This is a genomic window from Streptomyces sp. NPDC059582 (assembly GCF_042735715.1).
In the GTDB taxonomy this organism is placed as follows: domain Bacteria; phylum Actinomycetota; class Actinomycetes; order Streptomycetales; family Streptomycetaceae; genus Streptomyces.
Genome location: NZ_JBHWCC010000020.1, coordinates 60469 through 84677 on the forward strand (window position 1 = coordinate 60469; position 24209 = coordinate 84677).

Below are 24209 nucleotides of genomic sequence, written 5' to 3' on the forward strand. Positions count from 1 at the left end.
CGCGGGTGCCGCATCCGTGCAGAGCCACGCCGTGCAGCTGCACGGCCGTACCGAGATGACAGGCGTCCTCACTCGTACGACGGTGTGCCGCGGGGCGGAGTCGCGTACTCCGAACAGGCGAATGAGGATGGATACGAGGACGCCGAAGCGGACGCACCCGCGCCCGCAGCAACGGCGCGATCAGGAGGTTGAAGCGATGACCACCGCCGCAGACATCATGCACCCCGGGGCCCAATGGATCCCCGCCACCGAGACCCTCGACCGGGCCGCCCAGCTGATGGCCCAGCTCAACGTGGGCGCCCTGCCGATCAGCGACTCCGCGGAGCGGCTGTGCGGCATCGTCACGGACCGCGACATCGTCGTGAACTGCGTGGCGAAGGGGCACGATCCCGCGAAGGTCACGTGCGGTGACATGGCCCAGGGCACCCCGCGCTGGATCGACGCGGGCGCGGATGTCACCGATGTGCTGGACGAGATGCAGAGTCACCAGATCCGCCGGCTGCCCGTGATCCGGGACAAGAAGCTGGTGGGCATGATCAGCGAGGCCGACCTCGCCCCGCACCTCTCCGACGACCAGATGGCGACCTTCGTGGAGAAGATCTACGCGGAGGCCTGACCAGGCAAGACCGCTGACAGGACCGCCCGTGCCGACTGGTGCGGACGGTCAGGCATGACCAGGTGTCCCGCTCGTCAGGCGGGCTGGCTGCTACAACTGGCGAGGAGTTCCCGTCGGTCGGAGGGGGAGCCAGGCTCGGCGTTGCAGGTGCCGAGGGTCTGGTCTACGTCGACGGCGAAGGCTTTGTAGCCCAGGACGAGGTCGCCGACGAGTTCTGCGCGTTGTGCCCGGTATCGAGGGGAGGCTGGGGACACCACGTGCCGATCCACGCTTAGGCGCTCTCTGCTGGTATTCGGTCCCGCTGCACGACGATGACGGCCATGTCGTCGTCGAGGCGGCCGCCGGCGTATGTGCGGACGTCGGTGGCAAGTCTCTCGACCAGCGGACCGGGTGCCTGATCCGCCCAGGCTGCCGCACGCTCGGCGAGCGGGTAGAAGCCACCGTGCGCGTCCCGGGCCTCGCTGACGCCGTCGGTGTACAGCACCAGCCGGTCGCCGTGCTCGAAGGGGAAAGTCGCCGGAGCGTAGGCGCTGGGTGTGCCGTCTACGCCCTTGGACAGGGGCAGTACGCCGAGGCCCAGCGGAGGTGACGGCTCGGGCACCGCCAGCGCTGTCGCTGTGCCTGTCGGGCCGTGCAGCAGAAGGGGCGGCGGGTGCCCGCAACTGATCACATGCACCACCGGCTCGTGGTCCGGGATGTCCATCACGGCGGCGGTCACGAAGCGCTCGGCGGCGTCCTCCTTCGGCTCTGAGAACTCCGCGAGTCCCCACCGAACGGCGTCCTCGATGTAGGCGACCAGTTCCGGCAGCGGTATCTGACGGTGTGCGGCGGCGCGGAAGGCGCCCAGCACGATCGCCGTGTCGCTGATCGAGGGGAGGCCCTTGCCCCGGACGTCCCCGATGAGCAGCCGTGTGGAGCCGGGGATCCGGGCGGCGGCGTAGAGGTCGCCACCGATGGTCCCGTCCGCCTCGGCGCTGCAGTACGCCGAGGCGAGCGTGAAGGGTCCGGTCCGCTCCGGCAACGGCCGCAGGACGACGCGCTGTGCCGCGTCGGAGACGGAGCGCGCCCGGAGGAGTTCCCGCTCGCGCCGGTCCCGCAGACGCGTGAAGAGGACGAAAAAAACGCAGACGGCGAGGAGAGCGGATAGTTCGACGACGACGCTCTCGGTGGTCAGTGTCTGTCGCTCCACTCCGGCGGAGACCAGGGCGAGTACCGCCAGTGCCCCGATCAGCGTGGTGACGCGCGGGCCGGCGCCGATGGCGGTGACCGCCACGGCGACGACCAGCAGGTGCGCGAGATGGATGTCAGGCGGCAGGAAACCGTCGGCTACCGGAATGGCGACGATGAACAGGAGCGGTCCGAGCCACCACAGGGGTTCCGGCGCGGCGCGTCGCAACGTTCGCAGGGTTTCGGCGACAGATGCCGTGATCATGGGAGTGCTCACGTCGTGCTCCGGTGCTCCTCGTCCTCACCGGCTAACACGTGGCCGCTTGTCCGTCATTCCCGTGGGCTGCGAGGGGAGGACGGTCGCCCACTTGCGGCATCGCTCGCATGGCATCACGTGATGCCGGGTGGTGCCACGTGATGCCATGCAATGTCCCTGCCGAGTCATTCGATGCCACGCGGCGCCATTGGAGTCAAACCGTGCGACCGCAAGCACGTGGGCTTGCCCGCAGGTGCGTGGATGGGTGTGGCGCCACGGCCTCTCAGGAGCCCCCGGAAGGATTCGCAGTTCAGGATGACCGCTGGCAGCTGGCCCGGAGCGTAGCGCCAATCAGGCTTGCGATGGTGTCATTGTGGTGCCATGATGACGTCACGGATCTCGCCCGTATTCCCCTTGGATACGATGCCGGGCTGGTTCCATCCCATCGCCGAGTACCAGCCCTTCACCCCCGCCATCGAAACCCTGCGCGGACTCCTCCTCGGCACCGAGATCGGCGACAACGGATGGATCGCCCTCGCCTGGTGCCTCGGCCTGGTGGTGCTCGGCTACCGCTGGTCGACCTCGAAGTTCAACCAGGATCCGAAGTAGGGGCGAGCAACGTGCCCTGCTTCAGGGCGGCGTACTCCGACACCGCGTCGGGGTTCGCCGCGACGGTGTCGACTTGCCCGGGTCGCGCGGGAAGGTGACATGACGAGGGTGAAGCGGCCGGTGCGGTTGCCGGCGGCGGCGCCGCCGCGCAAACCGCACGGTGGGGTCGGCCGCCGCCGGTCAGCGCACCAGGGGGAGGAAGACCGTGTCGACGATCTCTTCGAGGACGTGGTCGGGCACGGGGGCGAAGGTCGTGAGGATCTCGTGGCGCAGCAGGTCGAAGGGGAGGGACTTGATGCGTTCGGTGAGGAGTTCGGGCTTGATCTCGCCGCGGTCGACGGCGCGGGCGAAGAGCACGTCGAGAGCCTTCTTGCGCCCCGTCGCGAGAGGGTCGCGCAGGTCACCGGGGCTGGTTCCGGTCTCCTGGTGGTAACTCGCCAGGTGCACGTTCATGACGGTGATGAGCTGGACGCGGGTGGCGTTGATCTCCCGCATGAGGGTGAGGATGTCCTCCCGCAGGTTTCCCGTGTCGGGAGTGTCGAGGCGGCGCTCCTCCAGCATGTGCATGATGACCGCCCGGACGAGTTCGTCGCGGTCGGACCAGCGGCGGTACAGGACGGAAGGGCTGGTCCCCGCGCGCTGAACGACGGCGTCCATGGTGAACCTGGCGTAGCCGTTGTCTGTGAGTTCTTCCCAGGCGGCATCGAGGAGCGCCTTCTCCAGTGCCGCTCCGCGGCGTCGCTCGGGCATCCGCATCTCCCTTAGATAGAGTTGCCTATCTTATTCCGGCGCCCTACTCTGCCAGTCGTAAGATAGGAAACTGTATCTTAGGTGGTGTTCGTGAGCACTCCCAATGGGGCCGCAACGGCGCCCGCGGCGACGGCCCTCGTGCCCGACTCGCCCCGGTCGTTGCGCGAGGCATGGGTGGCCTTGGCCGGACTGTCGTCAGTGTTTCTCTTCGAGATGCTGGACAACTCGATTCTGAATGTCGCGTTGCCCTCGATCGGCCGCGAGTTGCACGCTTCGACGATCGCCTTGCAGTGGGTGACGGGCGCATACGCCGTGGTGTTCGGCGGGTTGATGCTGGCGTTCGGCGCGATCGCCGACCGGTTCGGTCGGCGCCGGATCATGCTCATCGGGCTGGTTCTGCTCGGCGTGGCGAGCCTGGCGACCGCTTTCGTCACCACTGCGGAGCAACTGATCGCCGTCCGGGTGGCGATGGGGGTCGCGGCCGCGATGACAACGCCAGGGTCGATGGCGCTGGCCTTCCGGCTGTTCGACGAGGACGCCCTACGCGTTCGTGCGACGACCCTCATCACCACCGTGGGTCTGGTCGGGCTCGCGATCGGCCCGACAGCCGGTGGTTTCGTGCTCGCGATCGCGCCATGGCAGGTCCTGCTGCTGGTGAACGTGCCGATCGCCGTGTTCGCGATCATCGGTGTGCGGACCGGCGTCGCCGCGGACGTGACAGCCGACCTTCACCGCGATCCGGTGGACAGTGCAGGCGCGGTGCTGGCCACGGCGACGATCGTGCTCGCGCTCCTCGCGCCGACGCTGTTCGTGAACGAGGGCGCCGCATCGTGGGCCCCGTGGGCGACCACGACCGCGGCGGTCGTGGCGGCGATGCTCTTCTTCCTCCGCGAGCGTTCGGCGCGTTACCCACTCCTGGATCTCAAACTCGTTGCTCACCCGCTCGTTTCAAGCGGCCTGGCGTTCAAGGCCGCGTCCGGGCTGGCGACCGCGGGCCTCGGATACATGGTGACCCTGCAACTGCAGCTCGAGTGGGGGTGGTCGCCCGCACTCGCCGCCATCGGCATGCTGCCGCAGGTCGTCGTTCTCATCGCGGGCGGAGCGGTCATCAGTCCGTTCGTACAACGGGTCGGTCTTGAGCGGGCCGCATGGCTCAGTGCCTCGGCGGTCGTGTCCGGGCTCGCCGTCTACGCTCTGCTGGGCAGGTTCGGGTACGTGTGGGTCGTGGCCGCACTCGTGCTCGTGGCGGCTGGGATGCGCGTGGTCGGCGTCGTCGCCGGCGTCAACGTGCTGCGGGGTCTGCCGACGAATCGGACCACGATCGGCGCGGCCCTCGTCGACACTGCCACCGAGGTCACCTCCGGCGTCGGCATCGCCGTCAGCGGCACCACCCTCGCGGCGCTGTTCACCGGCAGCATCGCCACATCGAACTGGAGCACGCGGCAGACCGGGGAATTCCAGGAGGCGGTCACGTTCTCGGGCCTCGTACTCACGATGGTGGCTGCGGCGCTCGTCGGCTGGGCCATCCTGCGCACACGGAGCACCGCGGATGGCCGAGCGGGCGCGCCCGGCGCCGAGGCCATCGACGAGTAGACCGAGGTGTGCGGATCCAGCTTGGCGCCGGCCGCCCTGTGCGTGGCAGGGGCTGAGATAGGGGCAAGGGCAGGGGCGGGGAAGGGAACAGCGGCAAGGAAAGGAACATCGGCAGGGGCGGCGCGGGTGTCGTCGGTCAGGAGGTGTCTGTGCCGCGGTGGCGGTCCGGTGCCGGGGGGACCTGCGGGTCGGGCAGGTAGCTCGCCAGGCCGCGCAGGATGATTTCCAGGCCGATGTCGAACCTCTCGTCGGAGGAGTCCGTCACCATCACCCCGGCCAGGGCCCGCAGGTGGGGGAAGTCCTCGGCGGGCAGAGAGGCGAAGTAGTTCTGCATCTCGCCGGCCATCTCGCGCCAGTCGGGGCGGGCCAGGGAGGAGTTCTCGCCGCTGTGCTGAGCGGCCCGGTCCTGCCACATGCCCTCCTCCAGGGCGAACCCGTCGATGTAGGTGGAGATGAGGTCGCCGGCCTCCGCCGCGATGCGGTCGGGCAGCCCGGCGGTGCGGAACACGGCGAGCAACGCCTCGACGTGCGGCAGCAGCTCGGCCGTGAACGGGACGTGGGCCATGGAGATTCTGGCCATGTCCCGGTGGGCCAGCAGACGCCGGCGTCCGGCGCGGGCGTAGTCGCGTACCTGCTCCTGCCACCGCTGAGGGTCGGGTTCGGGCATCGTGAAGCCGTCGAAGAGCCGGGTGTACATCAGCTCCAGCAGGTCGTCCTTGGAGCTGACGTGGGCGTAGAGGGCGGAGACCGTCACCCCGAGTTCGGCCGCCACCTGACGCATCGACAGTCCGTCGAGCCCCTGGCGGTCCAGCACGGTGAAGGCGGCCTCGACGACCCGTTCGCGTGACAGCGGTGTGCGTGCGGGGGAGATGCGGGTGCGGGCGGGGCGCTCGCGTTCCCACGGGGACGGCGGAGGGGGTGCGGGGGTGCCGGCGGCCGCGTCGGTCATGAGGACAGTCTAGGCATCGGCCAGAACAGTGTTCACCTCGGCGAGCGGTGCTCACCCCGACGGTCGAACGCGATATATCTTGTCCGGACGTCGAAGTTACGCTATATCTTAATGAACGCTGTTCTCCTGGTGAGCGCTGTTCTGTTAACGTGAACACCGTTCTCCTGAGTGTCGGGACGCCCGCCTCGGGGTCCTACCGGCCGACAACCGGCCCCGCCCGTTCATCCGTTTTTGCCGCGCCCGCGGGACGTCACCGCGGACTTGGCCGTTCCGCGAGGAGTTTTGATGTCCACCACCGGTGTCGCGTCCACCGAGACGCCCGCCGACTCGCCAGCGCCCTACCGGTGGCGCTGGGCTGCGCTCTTCGTGATCCTCGCGGCCGAGGTGATGGATCTCCTCGACGCCGTCGTCACAAACGTCGCCGGTCCCTCCATGCGGGCCGACCTCGGCGGCGGCGCCTCCACACTTCAGTGGCTCGCCGCCGCCTACACCCTCTCGATGGCCGTCGGCCTCGTCACCGGAGGACGGCTCGGAGACATCCACGGGCGCCGCCGGATGTTCCTCGTGGGAGCCGCCGGCTTCACGGTGGGCTCACTGCTGTGCGCGGTGTCCGCGTCACCCGAGATGCTGATCGCCTCACGCGTCGTCCAGGGACTGTTCGGCGCGGTGATGCTGCCGCAGGGCCTCGGCATGATCAAGGAGATGTTCCCGCCGAAGGAGTCCCAGAAGGCCTTCGGCATGTTCGGCCCCGTCATGGGACTGTCCGCCGTGTGCGGGCCGATCCTCGCCGGCTGGCTGGTGGACGCCGACTGCTTCGGCACCGGCTGGCGGATGATCTTCCTGATCAACCTCCCGCTGGGTGCCGCGGCCCTCCTCGGCGCGCTGCGCTACCTGCCCACAGGCCGGTCCGCGAGCAAGCCGCGCCTGGACATCCCCGGCATGCTCCTGGTCTCGCTGGCCGCGCTGCTCATCATCTTCCCGCTGGTCCAGGGCCGTGAGTACGACTGGCCCGTGTGGACGTTCTTGATGATGGCCGCCTCCGTGGCCGTCTTCGTCGCCTTCGCCGTCTACGAATCACGTCGAAGCAAGGCCGGCCGCGACCCGCTGGTCGTCCCCAGCCTCTTCCGCAAGCGCGGCTTCAGCGGCGGTATGACACTCGGCCTGGTCTTCTTCTCGACCATGCAGGGCTTCATGCTGGTCTTCAACCTCTACACCCAGATCGGCCTCGGCTACTCGCCGCTCAAAGCCGGCCTGGTGATGGTGCCCTGGTCCGGCGGCATGATCGTGGGCTTCGGGATCGCCCAGGGCGTCGCCCGGTTCGGACGGGCCGTCCTGCAGGCGGGCGCGCTGGTCATGGCGCTCGGCGTGGCCGGCGTGTGGCTGACCCTCGACATGGTCGGCGACGGCGTCGGCCCCTGGCAGCTCCTGCCCGCCTTGCTCGTCACCGGCATCGGCATGGGCCTGCTCATGGCGCCCTTCTTCGACATCGTGCTCGCCAGTGTCGAGCAGCACGAGACGGGATCGGCCTCCGGCACCATGACCGCGGTGCAGCAACTCGGCGGCGCCTTCGGCGTGGCCATCCTCGGCACCGTGTTCTTCGGCCTGCTCGGCGGCGGCATCGCCACCGCCGTCGACCACCGCTCCGACGACCTGCGAAGCCGGCTGGCGGCCGCGGATGTCGCGCCCGCCGCCCAGCAGCGCATCGTGGCGGACCTGCGCACCTGCGCCTCGGACCGCGCCGTCGCCAAGGACCCGGCCGCCACTCCGGCGTCCTGCGCCCGCCTGGAGAAGGACACCCGCGCCGCGGTGACCTCGCCTCAGGCGGCCGCCCGGATACCCGCCGTGCTGCAGGACACCGCGTCGTCCGCCTTCCGCGGCGGCTTCGGTTCCGTCATGAAGACGCTGTTGTGGATCGTCGACGGCATGCTCGCCCTGACCTTCCTGCTCGCCTTCCTCCTGCCGCGCCACGCCCGCCCTGGGGAGCCCGCCGGGCACTGAGGCCCCGTCCCTCCGCCGGCGGCACCGGAGAACGTGACGGCCCGGGCGCACCTGAACAGGGCGCCCGGGCCGTCCCGTTGGTCTTCCGTCCCCGGCTGCCCTGCCCATGGCATCCAAGGCAAGTTCCTGGCGGCGCCCGGCCAGGGAACGCCACCGGACTGCGGCCCTGCGCGCGGCCGGCGGCATGGTCTCGTCAGGCCAGGGCTTTCGCTGACGGGGACCGACGGTTGGGGTCCGGCCCCTGCTCGGCTGGGCCGCCGACACTCACGCCCTTGTGCTGCCCGCCCACTTCAGCGGCCACAGCGCCCTGGAGATCGAAGACACCGGCAACACGTTCGCGATCAAGGGCTGGGCACCGATCACCCGGTACTGACCGCGTGATGTCCAGCGCCGCCGCCCCGGGCCATGGCCTCGGCGCGGCGGCGTTCGCCCCGTGTGGTGCCGCCCCTCCTGGAGCAGAATGCGCAAATCGCGGGACGCGAGCGTCACCTCGGCGTCGACGCACTCTGTTTCTCGCGGTGCGGTGGAGTCGCGGAGGCGGGTGGGGTGACTGCTGCGGCCGGGGGAGGCTTGCGTCTGTCTCGTCCCGAACCCAACCGCGCGGCAGCGTGCTTCTGCGACCGGGTCCGCGCACCTGTGCACGGCGACGGTATGCCCAGGTCGATCTTCAACGCCCGGGACTACGACGACAGCGCGGTTGTCTGTCCCAGGAACGCTGTGACGGTCGCGGCGAACCGGTCGGAATCGTCGAGCCATGGGTAGTGTCCGGCGCCGGGCTGGACGACCAGTTCGGCGTTCGGGAAGAGACCCGCGAACTCGGCCATGGTGCGAGGAGGAGCTCCCAGGTCGACTTCCCCGGCCAAGATGAGGACCGGCGGCATGAACTGGGCGAGCGCGCCGCGGGTGGTGTCCGAGCTGAAAGCGCCGTCGGCGCCGAAGGCAGCCACGACGTCCGCGTTCATCCGCTCGTCCCCGGCAGTCTGGTGCGCCTGCGCCGCCTTGTCCCAACGGCCGTAGGAGAACGGTGTGATCGCCTGCCAGCTGTCGGCGGTGGCCTTGCCCGCCACGATGTCCTCCAGGGCTGTGAACGCTTCCGTGAACCACGGCTCGTCGCGGCGGAGCCGTGCTGTCTCAAGCCGGAGGTCTCCTGTGATGGTGAGGCCGACGGCCCTGACGCTCGGCGTGATCAGCGCGAGTTTGCTGACGTTTTCCGGATGGTGGCTCACGTAGAGCGCGGCCAGATTCGCGCCGGCGCAGTGCGCGAGCAGGTCCATCTGGTCGAGGCCAAGATGCTCGCGCAGGGCTTCGACGTCTTCGACGAGTCGATCGCAGCGGTAGGAGGCCGCGTCCTGCGGTGTCGCGGACTGGCCGGTTCCGCGGAGATCCAGCCTGATCAACTGCCGGTGCGCACACAGGCCGGCGAGGTCGCCGAGGTACGCGGAGTCCGTCGGGCCTCCGGGGAGGCAGATCAGCGGAAGGCCGTCCCCGAACACGTGGTAGGCGAGCTCGGTGCCGTCATGAGCGGAGAAGGTGGGCATGGGCGCGACCTTGTCAGCGGCGTTCGGGTGGGGCAACTGGGTTTTCCCGGCAGGCTCGCTGTCGCGAAGGTCAGGCGGTGCCGCTGCTGCTTCGGCGAGGAACGTTCTGCCCTTCAGGACCACCGCCACCAGGGGGCGGGGCAATGACCTGCTTGCGGCGTGGAACGAGGCCGGTGCGGGGCCAGTTCGCCCGGTCGTAGGGCTGCTTGTACGCGACTCGGCAAGGCAAACAGACGTATGAGGTCTTTGCGTGGGCCACACGCTCAGCCTAGAGATCACTCCGGAAGCCGGCCAACGGTATTTCTCAGGGCTCAGGGGCCGCTCGGTTGCGTGATGTGCTGTGCAGCCCAACTGGCCCACTGGAGCGATCACCACCGTCGGGCACGGGGCCGATGCCGGCACATCGCTGGTTCGGGCGGCAGCGAGGACGCGGAGCGCACCGATGGGCGCGGCTGTGCAATGGCGCCCCACGAGGGCGCCATTGACTGCTCGATGGGAGCCTCGACGTGGTCAGAGGACGTCGTAGGTCAGGTGCGTCGCGGTCGATGTCGAGATCACGCTCCGCTGCACCAGCGTGCGCGGCGCTGTGCCGGTGAACAGTGGGGTCCCTGAACCCAGTACGACAGGCGCGAGGTGCAGTGTCAGCACGTCGACCAGACCGGCCTCGAGCGCCGAGCCGATCGAGGCACCGCCGCCCATGAGGACGACGTCGAGGTTCTTGCCGCTGTCCGACGATGCTGCCTCGGCGCGCTTGCGTGCGGTGGTGACGGCGTCGGACAGACCGGTGGTGACGAACGTCCAGTCGAGGCCGGTCAGCCGCACGGACTTCGGCGGCGAGCTCGTCACGACGACGAACGCGGGCTTGCCGACCTCGCCGGCGCCGTAACCGATGCTGTCGTCCCAGCCCTTCGGCCCGTCGACCACGTCGAAGAGCCGGCGTCCGAGGACGACTGCGCCCGAACGGGCGGTCGCCTCGCGCAGGATCCGGCGGTCGTCGGGGTCGTCGGAGAACACCCAGGTGTGCAGGGCCATGCCGCCGGCGCCCAGACCGCTGTGCGGGCCGGGGTCGGGCCCGGTCACGAAGCCGTCGAGGGAGACCGAGATGTCAGCGATGATTCGAGTCATACCAGGACTGACCCGATCCGCCGCCCGAACTCATCGCTCACGCATGAAGTGTGCGCCGGATGCGAACGACTGGCACTGCGGGGAGGCGGTGGGTGCGGCGCTGCGCGATCCAGAGACGGCGATTTGAGGGGTCGGGTCTGGGACTTCGGTTCCTCGTGCCCGCAGCCCGGGCGACTTCTGCCGCGTTCTGGGTATCCCTGTCGGCCGCCTTGGGGCCGCGACGTGTGCGTGCAAGGCCTGGAAAAAGGCGAAGGCAAGGAGGTTGCCCTCTCCTTGCCGTGCTCAACGTATAGCGCACTGGGGGACTTGCGGCAAGGCCCCCGGCATGCCGCAGAATCGCCGACCGAAGCCGGAACCTACGGAAACGGGGATCGCGACGTGCGTGTGTTGTTGTCGACGTATGGGTCACGTGGGGACGTCGAACCGCTGGTGGGGCTCGCGGTGCGGCTGCGGGAACTCGGCGCGGAGGTGCGGGTGTGCGCGCCGCCGGACGAGGACTTCGCGCGGCGGTTGGAGGGCGTGGGCGTGCCGTTGGTGCCCGTCAGCCGGTCGGCGCGGGCGTGGACGAAGGAGGCCCCGCCGGCGGCGGGTCTGCCGCAGCGCGCCGCCGAGGTAATCGCGGGGCAGTTCGTCGCCCTCACCGAGGCGGCCGGGGGATGCGACGTGCTGGTGGCGACAGGGATGATCCCGGCCGCGGCGGGTGCGCTGTCGGTGGCTGAGATGCTGGGCATCCAGTCTGTGTCCGTGACCTTCCAGCAGCTCACCCTGCCGGCGTCGCACCGCCGGCCGCTGGCGTATCCGGGGCGGCCGCTCCCACCGGAGGTCACCGACAACCGGACGCTGTGGGACCTGGACGCCCAGAACATCGACGCGCTGTTCGGCGAGGCGCTCAACATCAACCGGACGGCGGCCGGTATGGCCCCGGTGGACAACGTCCGCGACTACGTCATCGGCGATCGGCCGTGGCTGGCGACGGATCCGGTGCTGGACCCGTGGCAGGAGACGCCGGACCTCGCCGTCGTCCAGACCGGCGCCTGGCTCTTGCCCGACGAACGCCCGCTCCCGGCCGACCTGGTGGCGTTCCTGGACGCAGGTGCGCCGCCGGTGTACGTGGGCTTCGGCAGTATGCCGATGCACGCCTCGACGGACGTCGGTCAGGTGGCCGTCGAGGCGGTGCGCGCGCAGGGGCGCCGCATCGTCATAGGGCGCGGCTGGGCGGACCTCGCCCTGAGCGACGGCCGGGACGACTGCTTCGCCGTCGGCGAGGCCAACCATCAGGCACTGTTCAGCCGGGTGGCCGCCGTCGTGCATCACGGCGGCGCGGGCACCACGACAACCGCAACCCGGGCCGGCGCGCCCCAGGTGGTGGTTCCCCAGCTGGCGGACCAGCCGTACTGGGCCGGCCGGGTGGCCGAGCTGGGCATCGGCGCGGCACACGACGGTCCGACGCCGACCTTCGAGTCCCTGTCGGCCGCGCTCACCACGGCCCTGACCGACGAGACCCGCGCACGAGCGACCGCCGTGTCCGGCACGATCCGCGCCGACGGAGCGACGGTGGCCGCGAAGCTGCTGCTCGACGCGATCAGCCGGGAGAGGCCGGGGGTGTGCGCGTGAACCATGCGGGATCGCCGCGCAGGACGATACGCCGGCGTCGGCGCACCGCACTCCAGTGGCTTCATCCGCTTCGCCCGCAGCCTGGTCCGCCGATGACGGCCGGCGCAGTGGGACCCGCACCAGGGGGTTGAGTTCGTGGTGCGTGAGTGACCTGATGCGCCGGGACGGTTGCGCCGACGCCGTCCAGGTCGGCCGGGCAGGGGGATCTGGAGGCGGATGTGAAAGCGCCCGGTCCGCTGGGGCGCCGGTGGACGGGGATTCCAGGGCAAGCACGTTGGGACGATCACCCGGTCCGGCCGTGCCTGCTCCCTCGCAGCGGCTCCATCTGGTCGACCCCCGGTTGCCCGGGATGCTGGGTAGCCGGAGAACGGCCGCTGTGGGAGCTGCTGCCGGCGCTCCCGGCACCCCCAGGCTCTTCTCCCCATCCTGACCAACTGCCCATCCTCACGCGCCCGGCCTCCGTCAGATCACGCCTCCGTCAGATCACCGGCCTACGGGGTCGCCGGCTGGCCTAACGGCGCGGGGTGGTTCGTGGCGCTCCTGGCGACGGCCTGGGTGTCATCGGCATGGGCTTGGATGAGCACATGACTGTCTATGACGTAGCCCGTCGGCTCCCTGCCATCGCCGACCTGCGGAACCTGTGCCGTTCGCTGGCGATGCTCGATGCGATCCTCAGCCCGGACTGGGAGGCCCGGTACTACTCCATGAACGCCGGCTGGGCCGACGGCGAGGAGATGGCCTCGATGCGCAACGGGTCGGGAGACGAGTACGCCATCGTGTTCTCGGCTGCCGGGGCTTATGTGCGGGGCTTCGACCACGAATCGCCGATGAGCCCGTATGGCAACGACGGCGAGCCCTGGCCGGGAGTGGTCGACGAGGTCCCCGAGCTCTTCAGGCCTTTCGTCGAGGAACCGGCGTTCACCGACGAAGACGGCGTGCCCGTCGTGACGGCCTGCTTGTGGCGGGGAGTGACGGACGATCGGTGGCACCACGGGACGATCGACTTCCCCGATCGCGCTGTCGATCCTGACGGGGCAACGAGCCTGTTCGAGCTGCTGGTCGACCCTTCGCCAGGAGCGTTTCAGCGCTTCGCCGAGGACTACTACGAGGTGCCTGTGGACCTGGGCGCGGTGAGCCAGGTGTATGCACTGCGGCCCCTGACTCAGGACCTCGTGTCGTTGTTGAACCCTGAGGTCAGCTTGACCGACCTGGCCCAGGACATCTCCGAGATCCGCTATCCGCAACCGGACCGGGAGCCCTCCTGAACGCCAGGCTGCCGGAGGTGTGGTGCGGGCCGGTGCACTGCCATCAGGCCGGCGTGGCCGCCGACACAGCGCTCTTCCTCAGTGTCGCGCAGGTGTGGGGGACCTCGACGTTCACGTTGGCCGGATGCAGTCACCGGATAGCGTGTCGCATGGAGGACAGCCCGGGGTTGCACATCGGCGCCCCTGTTCACATGTGCTGGAGGAACTGGTGGGGGACTGGCGACGATTCGAACTCCTGCAGGGGGCCAAGTCCGAGTACCGGGAGGTTCGCCAGGAAGGGATCCGCTGTTTCCTCCGCTGGGGCGCGACAGGCACCAGCGGCAAGGCGAGCACGTCGACGCTGGACGACGAACAGCACGCCGGCCGCCACGCCTCCCGCAAGATCAACGCATGGCTTCGAAAGGGCTTCACCGAGGTCGAGCGGCCCGCGGACGCGGCCGAACTCGACCACCAGACGCCCGTCATCGACGTGATCAAGGCAAGCAGCCGGCCGCATGCCCCGGTCTCCACGTATCTGCCGGTCGACGGCTTCGAGGAGACGTACCACCATAGCCACGCGCCGGATCACCCGATGGGCTTCCACGAGTACTTCGTGCTGCGCGACCAGGGACGCAGCGCCGTTCGCTTCACCGTACTCGGACGGTGCCACGACCCGGCTGCCGTGTCGTCGTTCCTGGCCGCCCTCGGCGCCTGGCGTGACCTGCCTTTCGACGGACGGTCCCACCACAAGGTGCCGCTGCCGGAGCCGGTGGGACCTTTCAGCCACGCGTTGCTCTGCGCGCCGGCACTCGGGCAAGCCTGCATCGCGTATCCAGCCATCGCCGCTCGCGTCGCGACAGCCTTCCCGATCTTCGACTGCGAGATCGGAGACGCGGATCCGGAGGTCCTCGTCGACGCGCGAATCCACGGTCACGGCGCACTGCGCTACAGCGACTGGACCCGTCAGGCACAGGCGGTCGTCGACCTCAGGTTTGATGTCCAGTCGTCCAACTACCGGCGGACGCAGACCTTCAAGGTCTTCAGATCCGCGGACCTCAAGGCGCTCTTGGACGTGCTCCCGGTTGCGTCGGCGCAGAGTTGGCTGGAGATCCGCTCCTTCCGAGGCGAGATCAGGCGCTTCACACCCGAGACAGCCACATCGATCTCGGAGGTCAGCTCGTTCCTGCACGGCTGAGTTTGTGTGAACCTTCTCCGCGAGCGCGCACGCCGCGGCCGGCGTGCCAGGAATGGCCCGGCCCGGCGCTTCCCCGTCTCCCGGCCTCTCGGATCGGACCGGTGCTCGGATCAGCCGCATGATCGGCCGGACAGGTCCTGGGCGGCTGGTCAGCCCTTCCCGGGCTCTCTCGGTGCTGAGTCGCTGCCTGCGCTGTGCTAGGCCTGTCGCCACCGCCCTTACGACGGTGCGAGCGCGCTCTGCCTTCGTCGTGGGACGGGTGCTGTCGGAGAGGGAGCGCCTGTTCGGCAGGGCCCATGCGACTACACCTGCTCCTGGTACACCCTGATCTCGACAGGCTTGAGGGTGCGCATAGTTGTCCAGGCTGCTCGTCGGGTCAGTTCTCCGGCCCACTCGTCGAGATCGTCCCCGGCATCGTGGAAGAACCACGAATCGAAACCTCCCAGGGCCTGAAGGGCGGGCGCGGGACTGAATCGAAGCTCGCAGTGGACCTGCACGTAGTGGTCGTGCTCGCCGTCACTGTCAGCCATCTCGAACTGTCGGGTGAGGTCCAACATGAACGACACAGGACCGTCGAACGAGTAGGTCCCGTACTGGAACAGAAGGCCGTCAGCATCGGGTCGGTGCGGGACATCGAACAGCCGTCGTCCGAATCGGAGGAAGGCGAGCCAGGCGTCCTCCGTGTCCAGGTGCGCAAGCGGCCACCGCCCGACCCACAGTTCGTTTTCGAGCAGTCCCACGGCCTCGTCCGTGGACGGTCTTCGCGTCATGCGCGCCCCCTCGTCCGCCGCGGCACTCAGCGTACTCAACCCGGCAGACCTTCCGGGTCACAGCACCAGTGCCGCAGCAGCCAACGTTCGCCCTGGAGCTCCCCGTTCCGTGCGCCGCTCTGTGAACCGGCGGGCTCGTGGCCGTTGCCGGGAGCCGGCGGAGAGCTCGGACGGCTTCGGTCAAGAGCCCGATCCCTCATGTATCCCGTTCAGCAAAGACGCTGGATCGTCGGGCGTATCCCGCCTTACGGTGACGCCATGAGCGATCACCCGGAAGCGCCTGTCGCGCCCGTCGAGGCCTTCGAACCTCCCTACTACGTGGCTGTCTTCACTACGGTGCGAACCCAGGACCAGAGCGGCTACAGCGAGACCAGCGCGCGCATGGAAGACCTGGTGAAGGACGTCCCTGGGTTCCTGGGGATGGACCACGCGCAGACTCCTGGCGGGCTGGGCATCACCGTCGGGTACTTCCGCGACGCCGACGCCCTCACGGAATGGCGGTCCGACGCCGAGCACCGCGCGGCGCAAAAGCGTGGGCAAGCCGAGTGGTACCAGAGCTACACGCTGCATGTGGCGAAAGTGGAGCGGAGCCACGGCTTCACGCGAGCGTAGGTCTCGCGGAGCCACGGCTTCACGCGGGCGTAGGTCTCGCGGAGCCACGGCTTCACGCGGGCGTAGGTCTCGCAGAGCCCGACAGCGGCTGCCGGGGGTGCAGGCGGCCGCGGAGGTCTCGGCGTGGGCCTGGTCGGTGTGGCCCGGCGTGAGGGGCGGCCTTCCGGCGTGTGAGGTGCGGGCTCCCGGTGCGCCGGAGCGGTCGGACCCGCACCGCTCAGGACGGTGTGGGGTGCTTCGCGGGTGTCAGTTCGGCGAGGAGGAGCGTCCGGTCGTCCGCGCCGCCACCGGTCGGCAATGTCTTGTGCAGCAGGCGCCGGCACAGAGATTCCAGCGCGTCCGGGCTCTCGGCGCCCGCGGGTTCGGAGCCGTCTGTGCCAAGGAGGCCGGCGAGGTGGGCGATGCCCTGCTCGATGTCGGTGTCGCGGGATTCGACCAGACCGTCGCTGTAGAGCAGCAGCAGTATCGGTTCGGGCACGTGGACCACGGTGGGTTCGTAGCTGCCCATGCCGAGTCCGAGGGGCAGGCCCGCGCTGGTGAGTGTGACCGGACCGGCGTGACCGTCGGCGGTGCGGATCAGTGGTGGAGGATGGCCGGCTCCGACGAAGGTGCACAGCTGGTTGCGCGCATCCCACTCGGCGTAGATGCAGGTGGCGAAGGACGCGCCCGGTGTGTCGCAGGCCAGCGCGTCCAGTCGGCGCATCAGCTCGGCCGGCGTGATGTCCAGACCCGCGAGGGTTCGGACGGCCGTGCGCAGCTGGATCATGGCGACGGCTGATTCCGGCCCGTGCCCCATGGCGTCCCCGACGATCAGACTGACGCGGCCGTCGGAACGGGGCAGCACGTCGAACCAGTCACCGCCGATGATGTTGTCCTGCCCGGCCGGGAGATAGCCGTGGGCGATACTGCACCCGTGGAACGTCTGCGAGGTCGCGGGCAGCAGGCTCTGCCGGATGGCCAGCGCCATGCGGCGCTCGCGTTCGTAGCGCCGGGCGTTGTCCAGGGCCACGCAGGCCCGTGCGGCCAGCGATTCCACGGCCGCGGCGTCCCCGGGCAGGAAGGGCGCCCGGTCCGGACCTCGTGTGCAGGCGATGAAGCCGACGGCGGTGCCTCGCAGATGCAGCGGGACGACGAGGAAGGACGCCGTCCGCAGCAGGGCGTCCATACGCGCGGCGTCACCGCCGGCGGAGCTGAGGCGTTCGGACGTGTGGGCGTCGACCGAGTCGAGCAGCTGTGTCGTCCGGGTGGCGATGCAGCGCGTGTACGGGGTTTCCCGCGGGAAGACGATCACCTCGCCGACGGGCAGTGTCCCCTCCCAGTCCTCGGGCGCGTCCGTCCCGATGCGCAGGGCCAGCCGCCGGGCCTCGATCTGGGCCGGATCCGCAGCGTGGTAGGCGTTCTCCTCCAGCAGCCACCGCTCCAGCAGGTAGACCGATGCCGCGTCACAGAACCCGGGTGTCAGCGCCTGGACGACATGGCTTCCGGTCAGGTGCAGGTTGAGTTCCGAGCCGATGGCGTCGCCTGCGTCCGAGAAGACGGGCCGAAGGCTCGCGAACGCGGCCTTCGCATCGTCTGCGTGGCCGTGTGCTTCGTTGCGCAGGGTGGTGCCTTCCACTGGAGGGAGCCGAATCGCGTGACATGGACATCACCTCACCACGCCTGGTCGGCAACTATATGATGGAGCGTCAAGATCACTTCCCGGAGGGAGAGTTGCGGTGTCAGGTGGCGAAGGACTGCCTCAGGGCGTCGACCCGGACAAGGCGAGCGTTGCCCGGATGTACGACGCAATGTTGGGAGGGCAGCACAATTTCGCCATAGACCGGGAGGCGGTGGCGGCGTTCACGGCCATCGACCCTCAGGTGCGCACCCTGGCGCGGGCCAACCGGGCCTTTCTCGGGCGGGCTGTGCGTTTCCTGGTCGATGCCGGGGTGCGGCAGTTCATCGACCTCGGCTCTGGCATTCCGACCCAGGGCAACGTCCACGAGGTGGCGCAGGCGGCCTGCCCGGGAGCCCGGGTGGTCTACGTGGACAGTGACCCGGTCGCCGTGGCGCACAGCGCCGCGTTGCTCGCCGACAACCCGGACACCGCCATTGTGGACGCCGACATTCGTCGCCCGGCGGATGTGTTGTCCTCTCCGCAGGTGCGCAAGCTGATCGACTTCGACCAGCCCGTCGCCGTGCTGATGATCACGATCCTGCACTTCATCGCGCCCGAGGAGAACCCCGCCGGCATCGTGGCCGCGTTCCGGGACGCCCTGCCCGAGGACAGCTGGCTGGCGCTGACGCACGCGACGAACGAGGACCGCCCGGACACCGCCGCCGCCGTGGGGAAGTTGTACCGTTCCCGGGCCACCTCACCGGTCACCGCCCGGTCCCACGGCGAGATCCTCGGCCTCTTCGACGGCTTCGACCTCGTGGACCCCGGCCTGGTCTACGTACCGCTGTGGCGCCCGGACCCGGACGACGACATCCCGCAGAACCCGTCGGAGTACTGGGTGTACGCGGGCGTAGGCCGCAAGCGCTCGGCGGACGGCGGCGCCGGTCACACGGTGAGCCCCTCGGAGGCGATCCCGGGGACCCCGCCGGGACCATTCGCCTGAGCGTGGACGGTCGCCCCCGGCGCGGCCGGCCCTGTTCAGTGCCGCACTGGCGCGCGGGACCGCACCCATCCTGCGGAGTGCGGTCCCGGCCGACAGGGCGGCCCACCTCCAGAGCCCGGCGTGTTCACCGCGTTCCGCCAAGTCGCCGCCACACGGGCCCCTGCAGCCGGCCGAAGCGGGAGTCGACCTCTTCCTGAAGGACGGCACCTGGCTACGGATGCAGGAGCTCGGCCGGCGCGGACGCCGACGTCTGCACGGGCCCGATCCGACGGAGGCGTTGCATCGCGGGGCCGAGGCGCGAGCGGTGATCGGCGCCCTCGTCGAGCGGACCGCGCGCCGGTCGGCCCCGCCGGACCGGCCGCGCACAGGACGCCGGGCGGTCCGGGTCACCGCGACCTACCGCGAGCTGGCAGCCGTCGACCTCAACCGCGGTGGTGCACGCCGCAACAGCGTGGCCGCTCTCATCTTGTGGAATCTCGTGCCGGCGATCCCGGTCGTGGCGATCACCGCCGGCGCGGACATCGACGAGATGATGCCGTTCCTGCCGTTCTTCCTGGGCTTCTTCCTGCTGATCGCTCTGCTGCAGCGGGCCGCGGCACGTCGCCTCGGGGCGCCTGCTCGTCCGGACGGACGCCGGACAGAGAAGCGGGCCGTTCAGCTCGCCGCCCACCCGGCCGGGCCCAGTCCTTCGCGCTGGGCGGCCCAGGGGGTCCTCGCCTGCGCATGCTGCGCACCACGGGGTGTGTACTTCGCCGTCCGGGCCGTCATCGCGGCACGCCGCAACGGGCAGCGCCCGACGGCCGGCGTCGCCGTCCTCGTCCTCCAGTGCGCCGCGCTCGTCGCGAGTCTCGTCCTGCTGATCTGAACGGGTGCCGAGAAATTCACCGCGGGCGGTAAACGAACCGGCGACCGGACCCACGTAAGGGGTGTACGGCCGTCCGCGGGGACGGCTCCCGCAGAAAGGCCGAACGCCGAATGACCGAACACCTCTGGCTCGACCTGGCCGTCGCCGTGGCGCAGATCCTGCTGCTCCTCGCGCAGACGGTCACGCAGTGGTGCGTCCTGCGTGTACAGGTCCGCCGCGACCACTCGCCCATCCCCACCGAGACGGAACTGGACACCTGATGACGACACACACGCCCGACCACGACGCCGGCGAGTGGGCCGACCGGATCCAGGACCTCTACGCGAGCATCGCGAGCACCTCCTGCGCTATGCCGGGCGGCAGTTGGCGCGACAAGGACACCCGCCGTCGGCCGCCGACGCGGAGGACGTCTTCCAACAGGCCTTCGTCGCCGCCCTGGTGACCTGGCCCACGATGACCGAGCGCCTCGGCAATCCGCTGGGGTGGCTCTACGCGGTGGTGTCGCGCAAGTGCCAGGACCTGCCCGCCCACGTCCGGCGTTCCACGCCCGTCGACCACACAGGACTGGAGCCCGCGTCGGGCCTGCCGGGATGGACGTCCACGTCGGCGGTGTCCGATCCCCAACGGGCGGCGGAGGCCGGTGCCGTGATGGGTGAGATCCTGCGACTGCCCGACGCACAGCGTGACGCGGTGCTGCTCAGGATCGTCGCCGACTGGAGCTATGCGCGCATCGCCGACGCCATGGACATGGATCCCAGCACCGCACGGGTCCATGTGTTCCGGGGGCGCCGCGCCGTCTCCGAGCGGCAGAACGGGGCCGGTCTCGGCGTCTTCGCCGAGCTCAGCGCGTTTCCGCGGGCCGCGCTCGTGTCCCTGATCCTGCTCGCCGTTCTGGCCGCCGGAGCGTTCGCCGTCCTGGTGGCGTGGTGGTGATCGCTCGGGACGACGCCCACGTGCCCCGGCGCTCCATGGCGGTCCGCGAAAAAGCATCCGTTTCCCTGTGCGCGCTCCATGGCGGCCTGCGGAAGCATTCGCTGGGCCTCATCAGGAGCCGTCCCGCGACGCCACGGCGCGCGGGCCCCGGGGCCGGGGCTGGGCCCCGCGGTTGCTGTCTGGCACGAGGAGCCGGTTAATCTCACGTCGCTGACGGCGAAGGCGGTCGAGATGGCGGGGGTTCGTGCCGCCGCGGTCGATCGTTCCCCGCACACGTGGTCGCCGTGACGGACCAGGCAGGGGTCTGTCCGGGCGGTTCTCTCGAACTGCGACAGTCCTTACCCGGATTTATGGTGATAAGGGCAACCTGTGAGGATGGGGATGTGAGGAGGCGGTTCCGGCGCGTGTCCCCGTCGCCGAGGTAGTCGAGTCGCCGCCCAGGCGCGGACTCACGGGCGATGCCACCAAGCCATTTCCGTCGTGCTTGAGGGAGATCGCCATGAGCGATGCCACGAGTCTGCCGACACCGTCCGGGCCGTACCTGGGCGAAGGGCTGCTGCCCGCGGATTTCTACGCGTACGAGGAACTGCTCCCGGACCGGGAACGGCAGCAGATCGACACCGTTCGCACCTTCCTGCGTACGAAGGTGGACCCGATCGTCGACGACTACTGGGCCCGAGCCGAGTTCCCGTTCCAGCTCGTCGAGGGCTTCGGATCGCTCGGTCTCGTGGACTGGGCCGACCCGGACTCCACGGAGCCCAGGCCGAGCAATCTCCTGTCGGGCTTCATCGCCCTCGAACTCGGCCATGCCGACGCCTCCCTGGCGACCTTCTCCGGTGTGCACACCGGGCTGGCCATGGGCACGATCCTCGGCTGCGGTTCCGACGAGCAGAAGCGCCGCTGGCTTCCGGCGATGAGCCGGTTCGAGAAGATCGGTGCCTTCGCGCTGACGGAGCCCCACGGCGGGTCAGACGTGGCCGGCGGCCTGCGCACGACCGCACGCCGCGACGGCGACCACTGGATCCTGAACGGCGCCAAGCGGTGGATCGGCAACGCGACGTTCGCCGACCTGGTGGTGGTGTGGGCGCGCGACACCGACACCAATCACGTCATCGGCTTCGTCGTCGAGAAGGACACGCCAGGGTTCACCGCGACGAAGATCGAGCACAAGATGGCGCTGCGGATCGTGCAGAACGCAGACATCGTGCTGGAGGACTGCCGCGTTCCGGAGGGCAACAGGCTCCAGAACGCCAACTCGTTCAAGGACACCGCCAACATTCTGCGCCAGACACGCAGTGGTGTGGCGTGGCAGGCGGTGGGCGTCATGTTCGGCGCCTACGAGATCGCGCTTCAGTACTCGAAGGACCGTGAGCAGTTCGGGCGCCCGATCGGCGGCTTCCAACTCGTCCAGGATCTGCTGGTGAAGATGCTGGGCAACGCCACGGCCTCCTGCGGGATGGTGACGCGACTGGCCCAGTTGCAGGACGCCGGGATCTTCCGGGACGAGCAGTCCGCACTGGCGAAGGCGTACTGCACGGTGCGGATGCGCGAGAACGTCGGATGGGCGCGCGAACTCCTCGCCGGCAACGGCATCGTCCTGGACTACAAGGTCGGCCGCTTCGTCGCCGACGCCGAAGCCCTCTACTCCTACGAAGGCACGCGGGAGATCCAGACGCTCATCGTCGGACGAGCCGTCACCGGCGGCCTCAGCGCCTTCGTGAAGTGATGACGATGACCACCGAATCCGTCTTCACCGGGCTGAAGGTGCTCGACGCGTCGACCTTCATCGCGGCGCCGGCCGCGGCGACGATACTCTCCGACTTCGGAGCGGACGTCATCAAGATCGAGCCGCCGGGAACGGGGGATCCCCAGCGGCGGTTGAGTTCCGTGCCGCCGAGCCCTCAAGCGACGGCCAACTACAGCTGGCACCTCGCCAACCGCAACAAGCGCGGCATGGTGATCAACCTCAAGTCGCCCGGTGCCGTGAAGATCCTCAAACGCCTCGTCGAGTGGGCCGACGTCGTGATCACCAACTTCCCCCACGGGACCCGCGAGAAGCTGCACCTCGGCTACGAGGAAGTCTCGGGCTGGAATCCGAAGGTCGTCTACGCGGACATCACCGGCTTCGGCGACGCCGGCCCCGACGCGCGGCAGCCGGGATTCGACCTGACCGCCGCCTGGTCGCGCAGCGGACTGCTCGCCTCGACCCGCGACGCGGGAGCCCCGCCGACGGTCCCGGTGTGGGGGAGTGGTGACTACATGACCGCGATCGCGATCTACGCCGCGATCGTGACCGCCCTCTACCACCGCGACCGGACGGGACAGGGGACCAGTGTCGGGACGTCGCTGCTTGCCTCGGGTGTCTGGGCAACGGGAACGCTGGTGGCCGGTGCGCTCGCCGACGGCACGCCGTTCGAGCTGCACGACCGGAAGGCGCCGGCGAATCCGCTGATCAACCCCTATCAGACCGCGGACGACGAGTGGTTCATGCTGGTCGCCTCACCGATGTACTGGCAGGGGCTGGTGCGGGCCATCGAACACCCCGAACTGCTGGAGGATCCCCGGTTCGCCGAGGCCGAGGGCTTCGTCAGGCACTCGGACGTGCTGACGGAACTGCTCGACACCACGTTCCGCTCGCAGCCCTTCGCCCACTGGAAGGATGCCCTGGAGCGGGAACGCATCACCTTCAGCCGGATCCAGACACCGGAAGAGGCCGCCCGGGACCCGCAGTTGCGCGCGAACGACATCGTCGTGCCGATCGAAGGGGTCAGCGGGCTCGAGTACACCGTCAACAGCCCGGTCAACCTACGGGGCGTCGCGAAAGTCCCGGCCAAGCGAGCCCCTGACCTGGGCGAGCACAACGACGAGATCCTCGCCGAGCTGGGCATCGGCGCCGACGAGATCGCTGAACTGCGGGAACAGGGAGTGATCCCGAACCGGACGGACGGCGAGGCGTCATGAGTACCGCGCCCGGAACCGACCTGGTGCTCCAGGAGCGGCGCGATGGCGTGCTGACCGTCACGATCAACCGCCCGGCGCAGAAGAACGCCGTCAACCACACGGTCGCGGTACAGCTCGCGGCGGCCATGGACCTCCTCGACGCGGACCCGGAGCTGTCGGTCGGCGTACTGACGGGCGCGGGTGGGGTGTTCAGTGCCGGCATGGATCTGAAGGCATTCGCCAAAGGCGAACTGCCGGTGATTGCCGGCCGGGGCTTCGGCGGGTTCACCCGCGCTGAGGTGCGCAAGCCGTTGATCGCCGCGGTCGAGGGCTGGGCGCTCGGTGGCGGCTTCGAAATGGTCCTCGCCTGCGATCTGATCGTCGCCGCGGAGGACGCCCGGTTCGGGCTCCCCGAGGTCACCCGCGGTCTCGTGGCGACCGAGGGCGGCCTGATCAGGCTGCCGCGCAGCCTTCCCCAGCACGTCGCCGCGCGCGTGTTGCTCACCGGGGAGCCGCTGACCGCAGCAGAGGCGAAACAGTTCGGGCTGGTCAACGAGCTGGCCCCACCCGGCACCGCGCTGGACGCGGCTCGGGAGATGGCGGGGCGTGTCGCACGCAACGCCCCGCTGGCGCTGGGAGCCGTCAAGGATGTCCTGCGCGGGACGCAGACCTTGAGCCTGAGCGATGCGTTCGCGCGCCAGGACGAGCTCACCGGTGGGCTGGCCACCAGCGAAGACGCGAGGGAAGGCGTACTGGCGTTCGCCGAGAAGCGCGCGCCTGTCTGGCGCGGCCGCTGAGCCGGGCCCGGCAGCCCCTACTGCCCGTGACGACTCCC

General features: G+C 69.5%; 21 protein-coding genes and 1 pseudogene. 15 read left to right on the forward strand and 7 right to left on the reverse strand.

Annotated elements, in window-relative coordinates; translation table 11 throughout:
• Positions 1-196 precede the first annotated feature (196 nt).
• Entirely contained in the window at positions 197-616 is a 420-nt protein-coding gene (locus tag ACFV0T_RS18910; RefSeq protein ID WP_385780009.1) for a CBS domain-containing protein, read from the forward strand.
• A 271-nt stretch (positions 617-887) separates the two neighbouring features.
• On the opposite strand, the gene ACFV0T_RS18915 is transcribed toward ACFV0T_RS18910, so the two are convergent.
• Positions 888-2060 carry a PP2C family protein-serine/threonine phosphatase gene (locus tag ACFV0T_RS18915; protein ID WP_385780011.1) on the reverse strand — a complete coding sequence of 391 codons (1173 nt, stop codon included), beginning with the start codon at positions 2058-2060 and terminating at the stop codon, positions 888-890.
• Between the two features lie 378 nt (positions 2061-2438).
• Between ACFV0T_RS18915 and ACFV0T_RS18920 the strand changes: the two are divergent.
• Positions 2439-2648: pseudogene (locus ACFV0T_RS18920) on the forward strand (ABC transporter permease); the annotation flags it as partial.
• Positions 2649-2828: 180 nt separating this feature from the next.
• Here ACFV0T_RS18920 and ACFV0T_RS18925 read toward each other — a convergent pair.
• Entirely contained in the window at positions 2829-3398 is a 570-nt protein-coding gene (locus tag ACFV0T_RS18925) for a TetR/AcrR family transcriptional regulator (protein WP_385780013.1), read from the reverse strand.
• A gap of 90 nt (positions 3399-3488) precedes the next feature.
• Between ACFV0T_RS18925 and ACFV0T_RS18930 the strand changes: the two genes are divergently transcribed.
• Complete coding sequence (locus tag ACFV0T_RS18930) at positions 3489-4991, forward strand: MFS transporter (protein ID WP_385780016.1); 1503 nt, start codon at positions 3489-3491, stop codon at positions 4989-4991.
• Positions 4992-5127: 136 nt separating this feature from the next.
• Here the strand turns inward: ACFV0T_RS18930 and ACFV0T_RS18935 are convergent, their stop codons facing one another.
• Positions 5128-5940, reverse strand: coding sequence for a TetR/AcrR family transcriptional regulator (locus ACFV0T_RS18935; RefSeq protein WP_385780019.1), 813 nt, complete (start codon positions 5938-5940; stop codon positions 5128-5130).
• 285 nt (positions 5941-6225) lie between these two features.
• Here ACFV0T_RS18935 and ACFV0T_RS18940 point away from each other — a divergent pair, with 285 nt between their 5' ends.
• Positions 6226-7938 (forward strand): MFS transporter, encoded by a 1713-nt coding sequence (locus ACFV0T_RS18940; protein ID WP_385780021.1) that lies wholly within the window; start codon positions 6226-6228, stop codon positions 7936-7938.
• 680 nt (positions 7939-8618) lie between these two features.
• Here ACFV0T_RS18940 and ACFV0T_RS18945 read toward each other — a convergent pair.
• Both ACFV0T_RS18945 and ACFV0T_RS18950 read right to left on the reverse strand, forming a co-directional pair.
• Positions 8619-9476, reverse strand: coding sequence for an alpha/beta fold hydrolase (locus tag ACFV0T_RS18945; RefSeq protein ID WP_385780203.1), 858 nt, complete (start codon positions 9474-9476; stop codon positions 8619-8621).
• 510 nt (positions 9477-9986) lie between these two features.
• Positions 9987-10601 carry a dihydrofolate reductase family protein gene (locus ACFV0T_RS18950; RefSeq protein ID WP_385780024.1) on the reverse strand — a complete coding sequence of 205 codons (615 nt, stop codon included), beginning with the start codon at positions 10599-10601 and terminating at the stop codon, positions 9987-9989.
• Positions 10602-10985: 384 nt separating this feature from the next.
• Between ACFV0T_RS18950 and ACFV0T_RS18955 the strand changes: the two genes are divergently transcribed.
• The 3 genes from ACFV0T_RS18955 (at position 10986) to ACFV0T_RS18965 (ending at position 14654) form a co-directional block, all read left to right on the forward strand.
• Positions 10986-12215 (forward strand): glycosyltransferase, encoded by a 1230-nt coding sequence (locus tag ACFV0T_RS18955; RefSeq protein ID WP_385780206.1) that lies wholly within the window; start codon positions 10986-10988, stop codon positions 12213-12215.
• A gap of 584 nt (positions 12216-12799) precedes the next feature.
• Positions 12800-13480, forward strand: a complete 681-nt coding sequence (locus ACFV0T_RS18960) for a hypothetical protein (RefSeq protein WP_385780027.1) — start codon at positions 12800-12802, stop codon at positions 13478-13480.
• A 94-nt stretch (positions 13481-13574) separates the two neighbouring features.
• Positions 13575-14654: a WGR domain-containing protein gene (locus tag ACFV0T_RS18965; RefSeq protein WP_385780030.1), complete on the forward strand. Its 1080-nt coding sequence runs from the start codon at positions 13575-13577 to the stop codon at positions 14652-14654.
• A 302-nt stretch (positions 14655-14956) separates the two neighbouring features.
• Here the strand turns inward: ACFV0T_RS18965 and ACFV0T_RS18970 are convergent, their stop codons facing one another.
• Positions 14957-15394, reverse strand: coding sequence for a hypothetical protein (locus ACFV0T_RS18970; RefSeq protein ID WP_385780033.1), 438 nt, complete (start codon positions 15392-15394; stop codon positions 14957-14959).
• A 288-nt stretch (positions 15395-15682) separates the two neighbouring features.
• On the opposite strand from ACFV0T_RS18970, the gene ACFV0T_RS18975 reads away from it, so the two are divergent.
• Complete coding sequence (locus ACFV0T_RS18975) at positions 15683-16036, forward strand: antibiotic biosynthesis monooxygenase family protein (RefSeq protein WP_385780036.1); 354 nt, start codon at positions 15683-15685, stop codon at positions 16034-16036.
• Positions 16037-16253: 217 nt separating this feature from the next.
• Here ACFV0T_RS18975 and ACFV0T_RS18980 read toward each other — a convergent pair whose 3' ends face one another.
• On the reverse strand, positions 16254-17651 hold the full coding sequence (locus tag ACFV0T_RS18980) for a PP2C family protein-serine/threonine phosphatase (protein WP_385780039.1): 1398 nt from the start codon (positions 17649-17651) through the stop codon (positions 16254-16256).
• Positions 17652-17751: 100 nt separating this feature from the next.
• On the opposite strand from ACFV0T_RS18980, the gene ACFV0T_RS18985 reads away from it, so the two are divergent.
• The 7 genes from ACFV0T_RS18985 (at position 17752) to ACFV0T_RS19015 (ending at position 24171) form a co-directional block, all read left to right on the forward strand.
• Positions 17752-18636: an SAM-dependent methyltransferase gene (locus tag ACFV0T_RS18985; protein ID WP_385780041.1), complete on the forward strand. Its 885-nt coding sequence runs from the start codon at positions 17752-17754 to the stop codon at positions 18634-18636.
• A 217-nt stretch (positions 18637-18853) separates the two neighbouring features.
• Positions 18854-19501: a hypothetical protein gene (locus ACFV0T_RS18990; protein WP_385780044.1), complete on the forward strand. Its 648-nt coding sequence runs from the start codon at positions 18854-18856 to the stop codon at positions 19499-19501.
• Positions 19502-19611: 110 nt separating this feature from the next.
• Positions 19612-19761: a hypothetical protein gene (locus tag ACFV0T_RS18995; RefSeq protein WP_385780046.1), complete on the forward strand. Its 150-nt coding sequence runs from the start codon at positions 19612-19614 to the stop codon at positions 19759-19761.
• A 34-nt stretch (positions 19762-19795) separates the two neighbouring features.
• Complete coding sequence (locus tag ACFV0T_RS19000; protein WP_385780048.1) at positions 19796-20434, forward strand: RNA polymerase sigma factor; 639 nt, start codon at positions 19796-19798, stop codon at positions 20432-20434.
• Between the two features lie 499 nt (positions 20435-20933).
• Positions 20934-22160 (forward strand): acyl-CoA dehydrogenase family protein, encoded by a 1227-nt coding sequence (locus ACFV0T_RS19005; RefSeq protein WP_385780050.1) that lies wholly within the window; start codon positions 20934-20936, stop codon positions 22158-22160.
• Between the two features lie 5 nt (positions 22161-22165).
• Positions 22166-23395 carry a CaiB/BaiF CoA transferase family protein gene (locus tag ACFV0T_RS19010; RefSeq protein WP_385780053.1) on the forward strand — a complete coding sequence of 410 codons (1230 nt, stop codon included), beginning with the start codon at positions 22166-22168 and terminating at the stop codon, positions 23393-23395.
• On the forward strand, positions 23392-24171 hold the full coding sequence (locus ACFV0T_RS19015; RefSeq protein WP_385780056.1) for a crotonase/enoyl-CoA hydratase family protein: 780 nt from the start codon (positions 23392-23394) through the stop codon (positions 24169-24171). Before ACFV0T_RS19010 ends, ACFV0T_RS19015 begins: the two co-directional genes overlap by 4 nt.
• Positions 24172-24209: the final 38 nt, after the last annotated feature.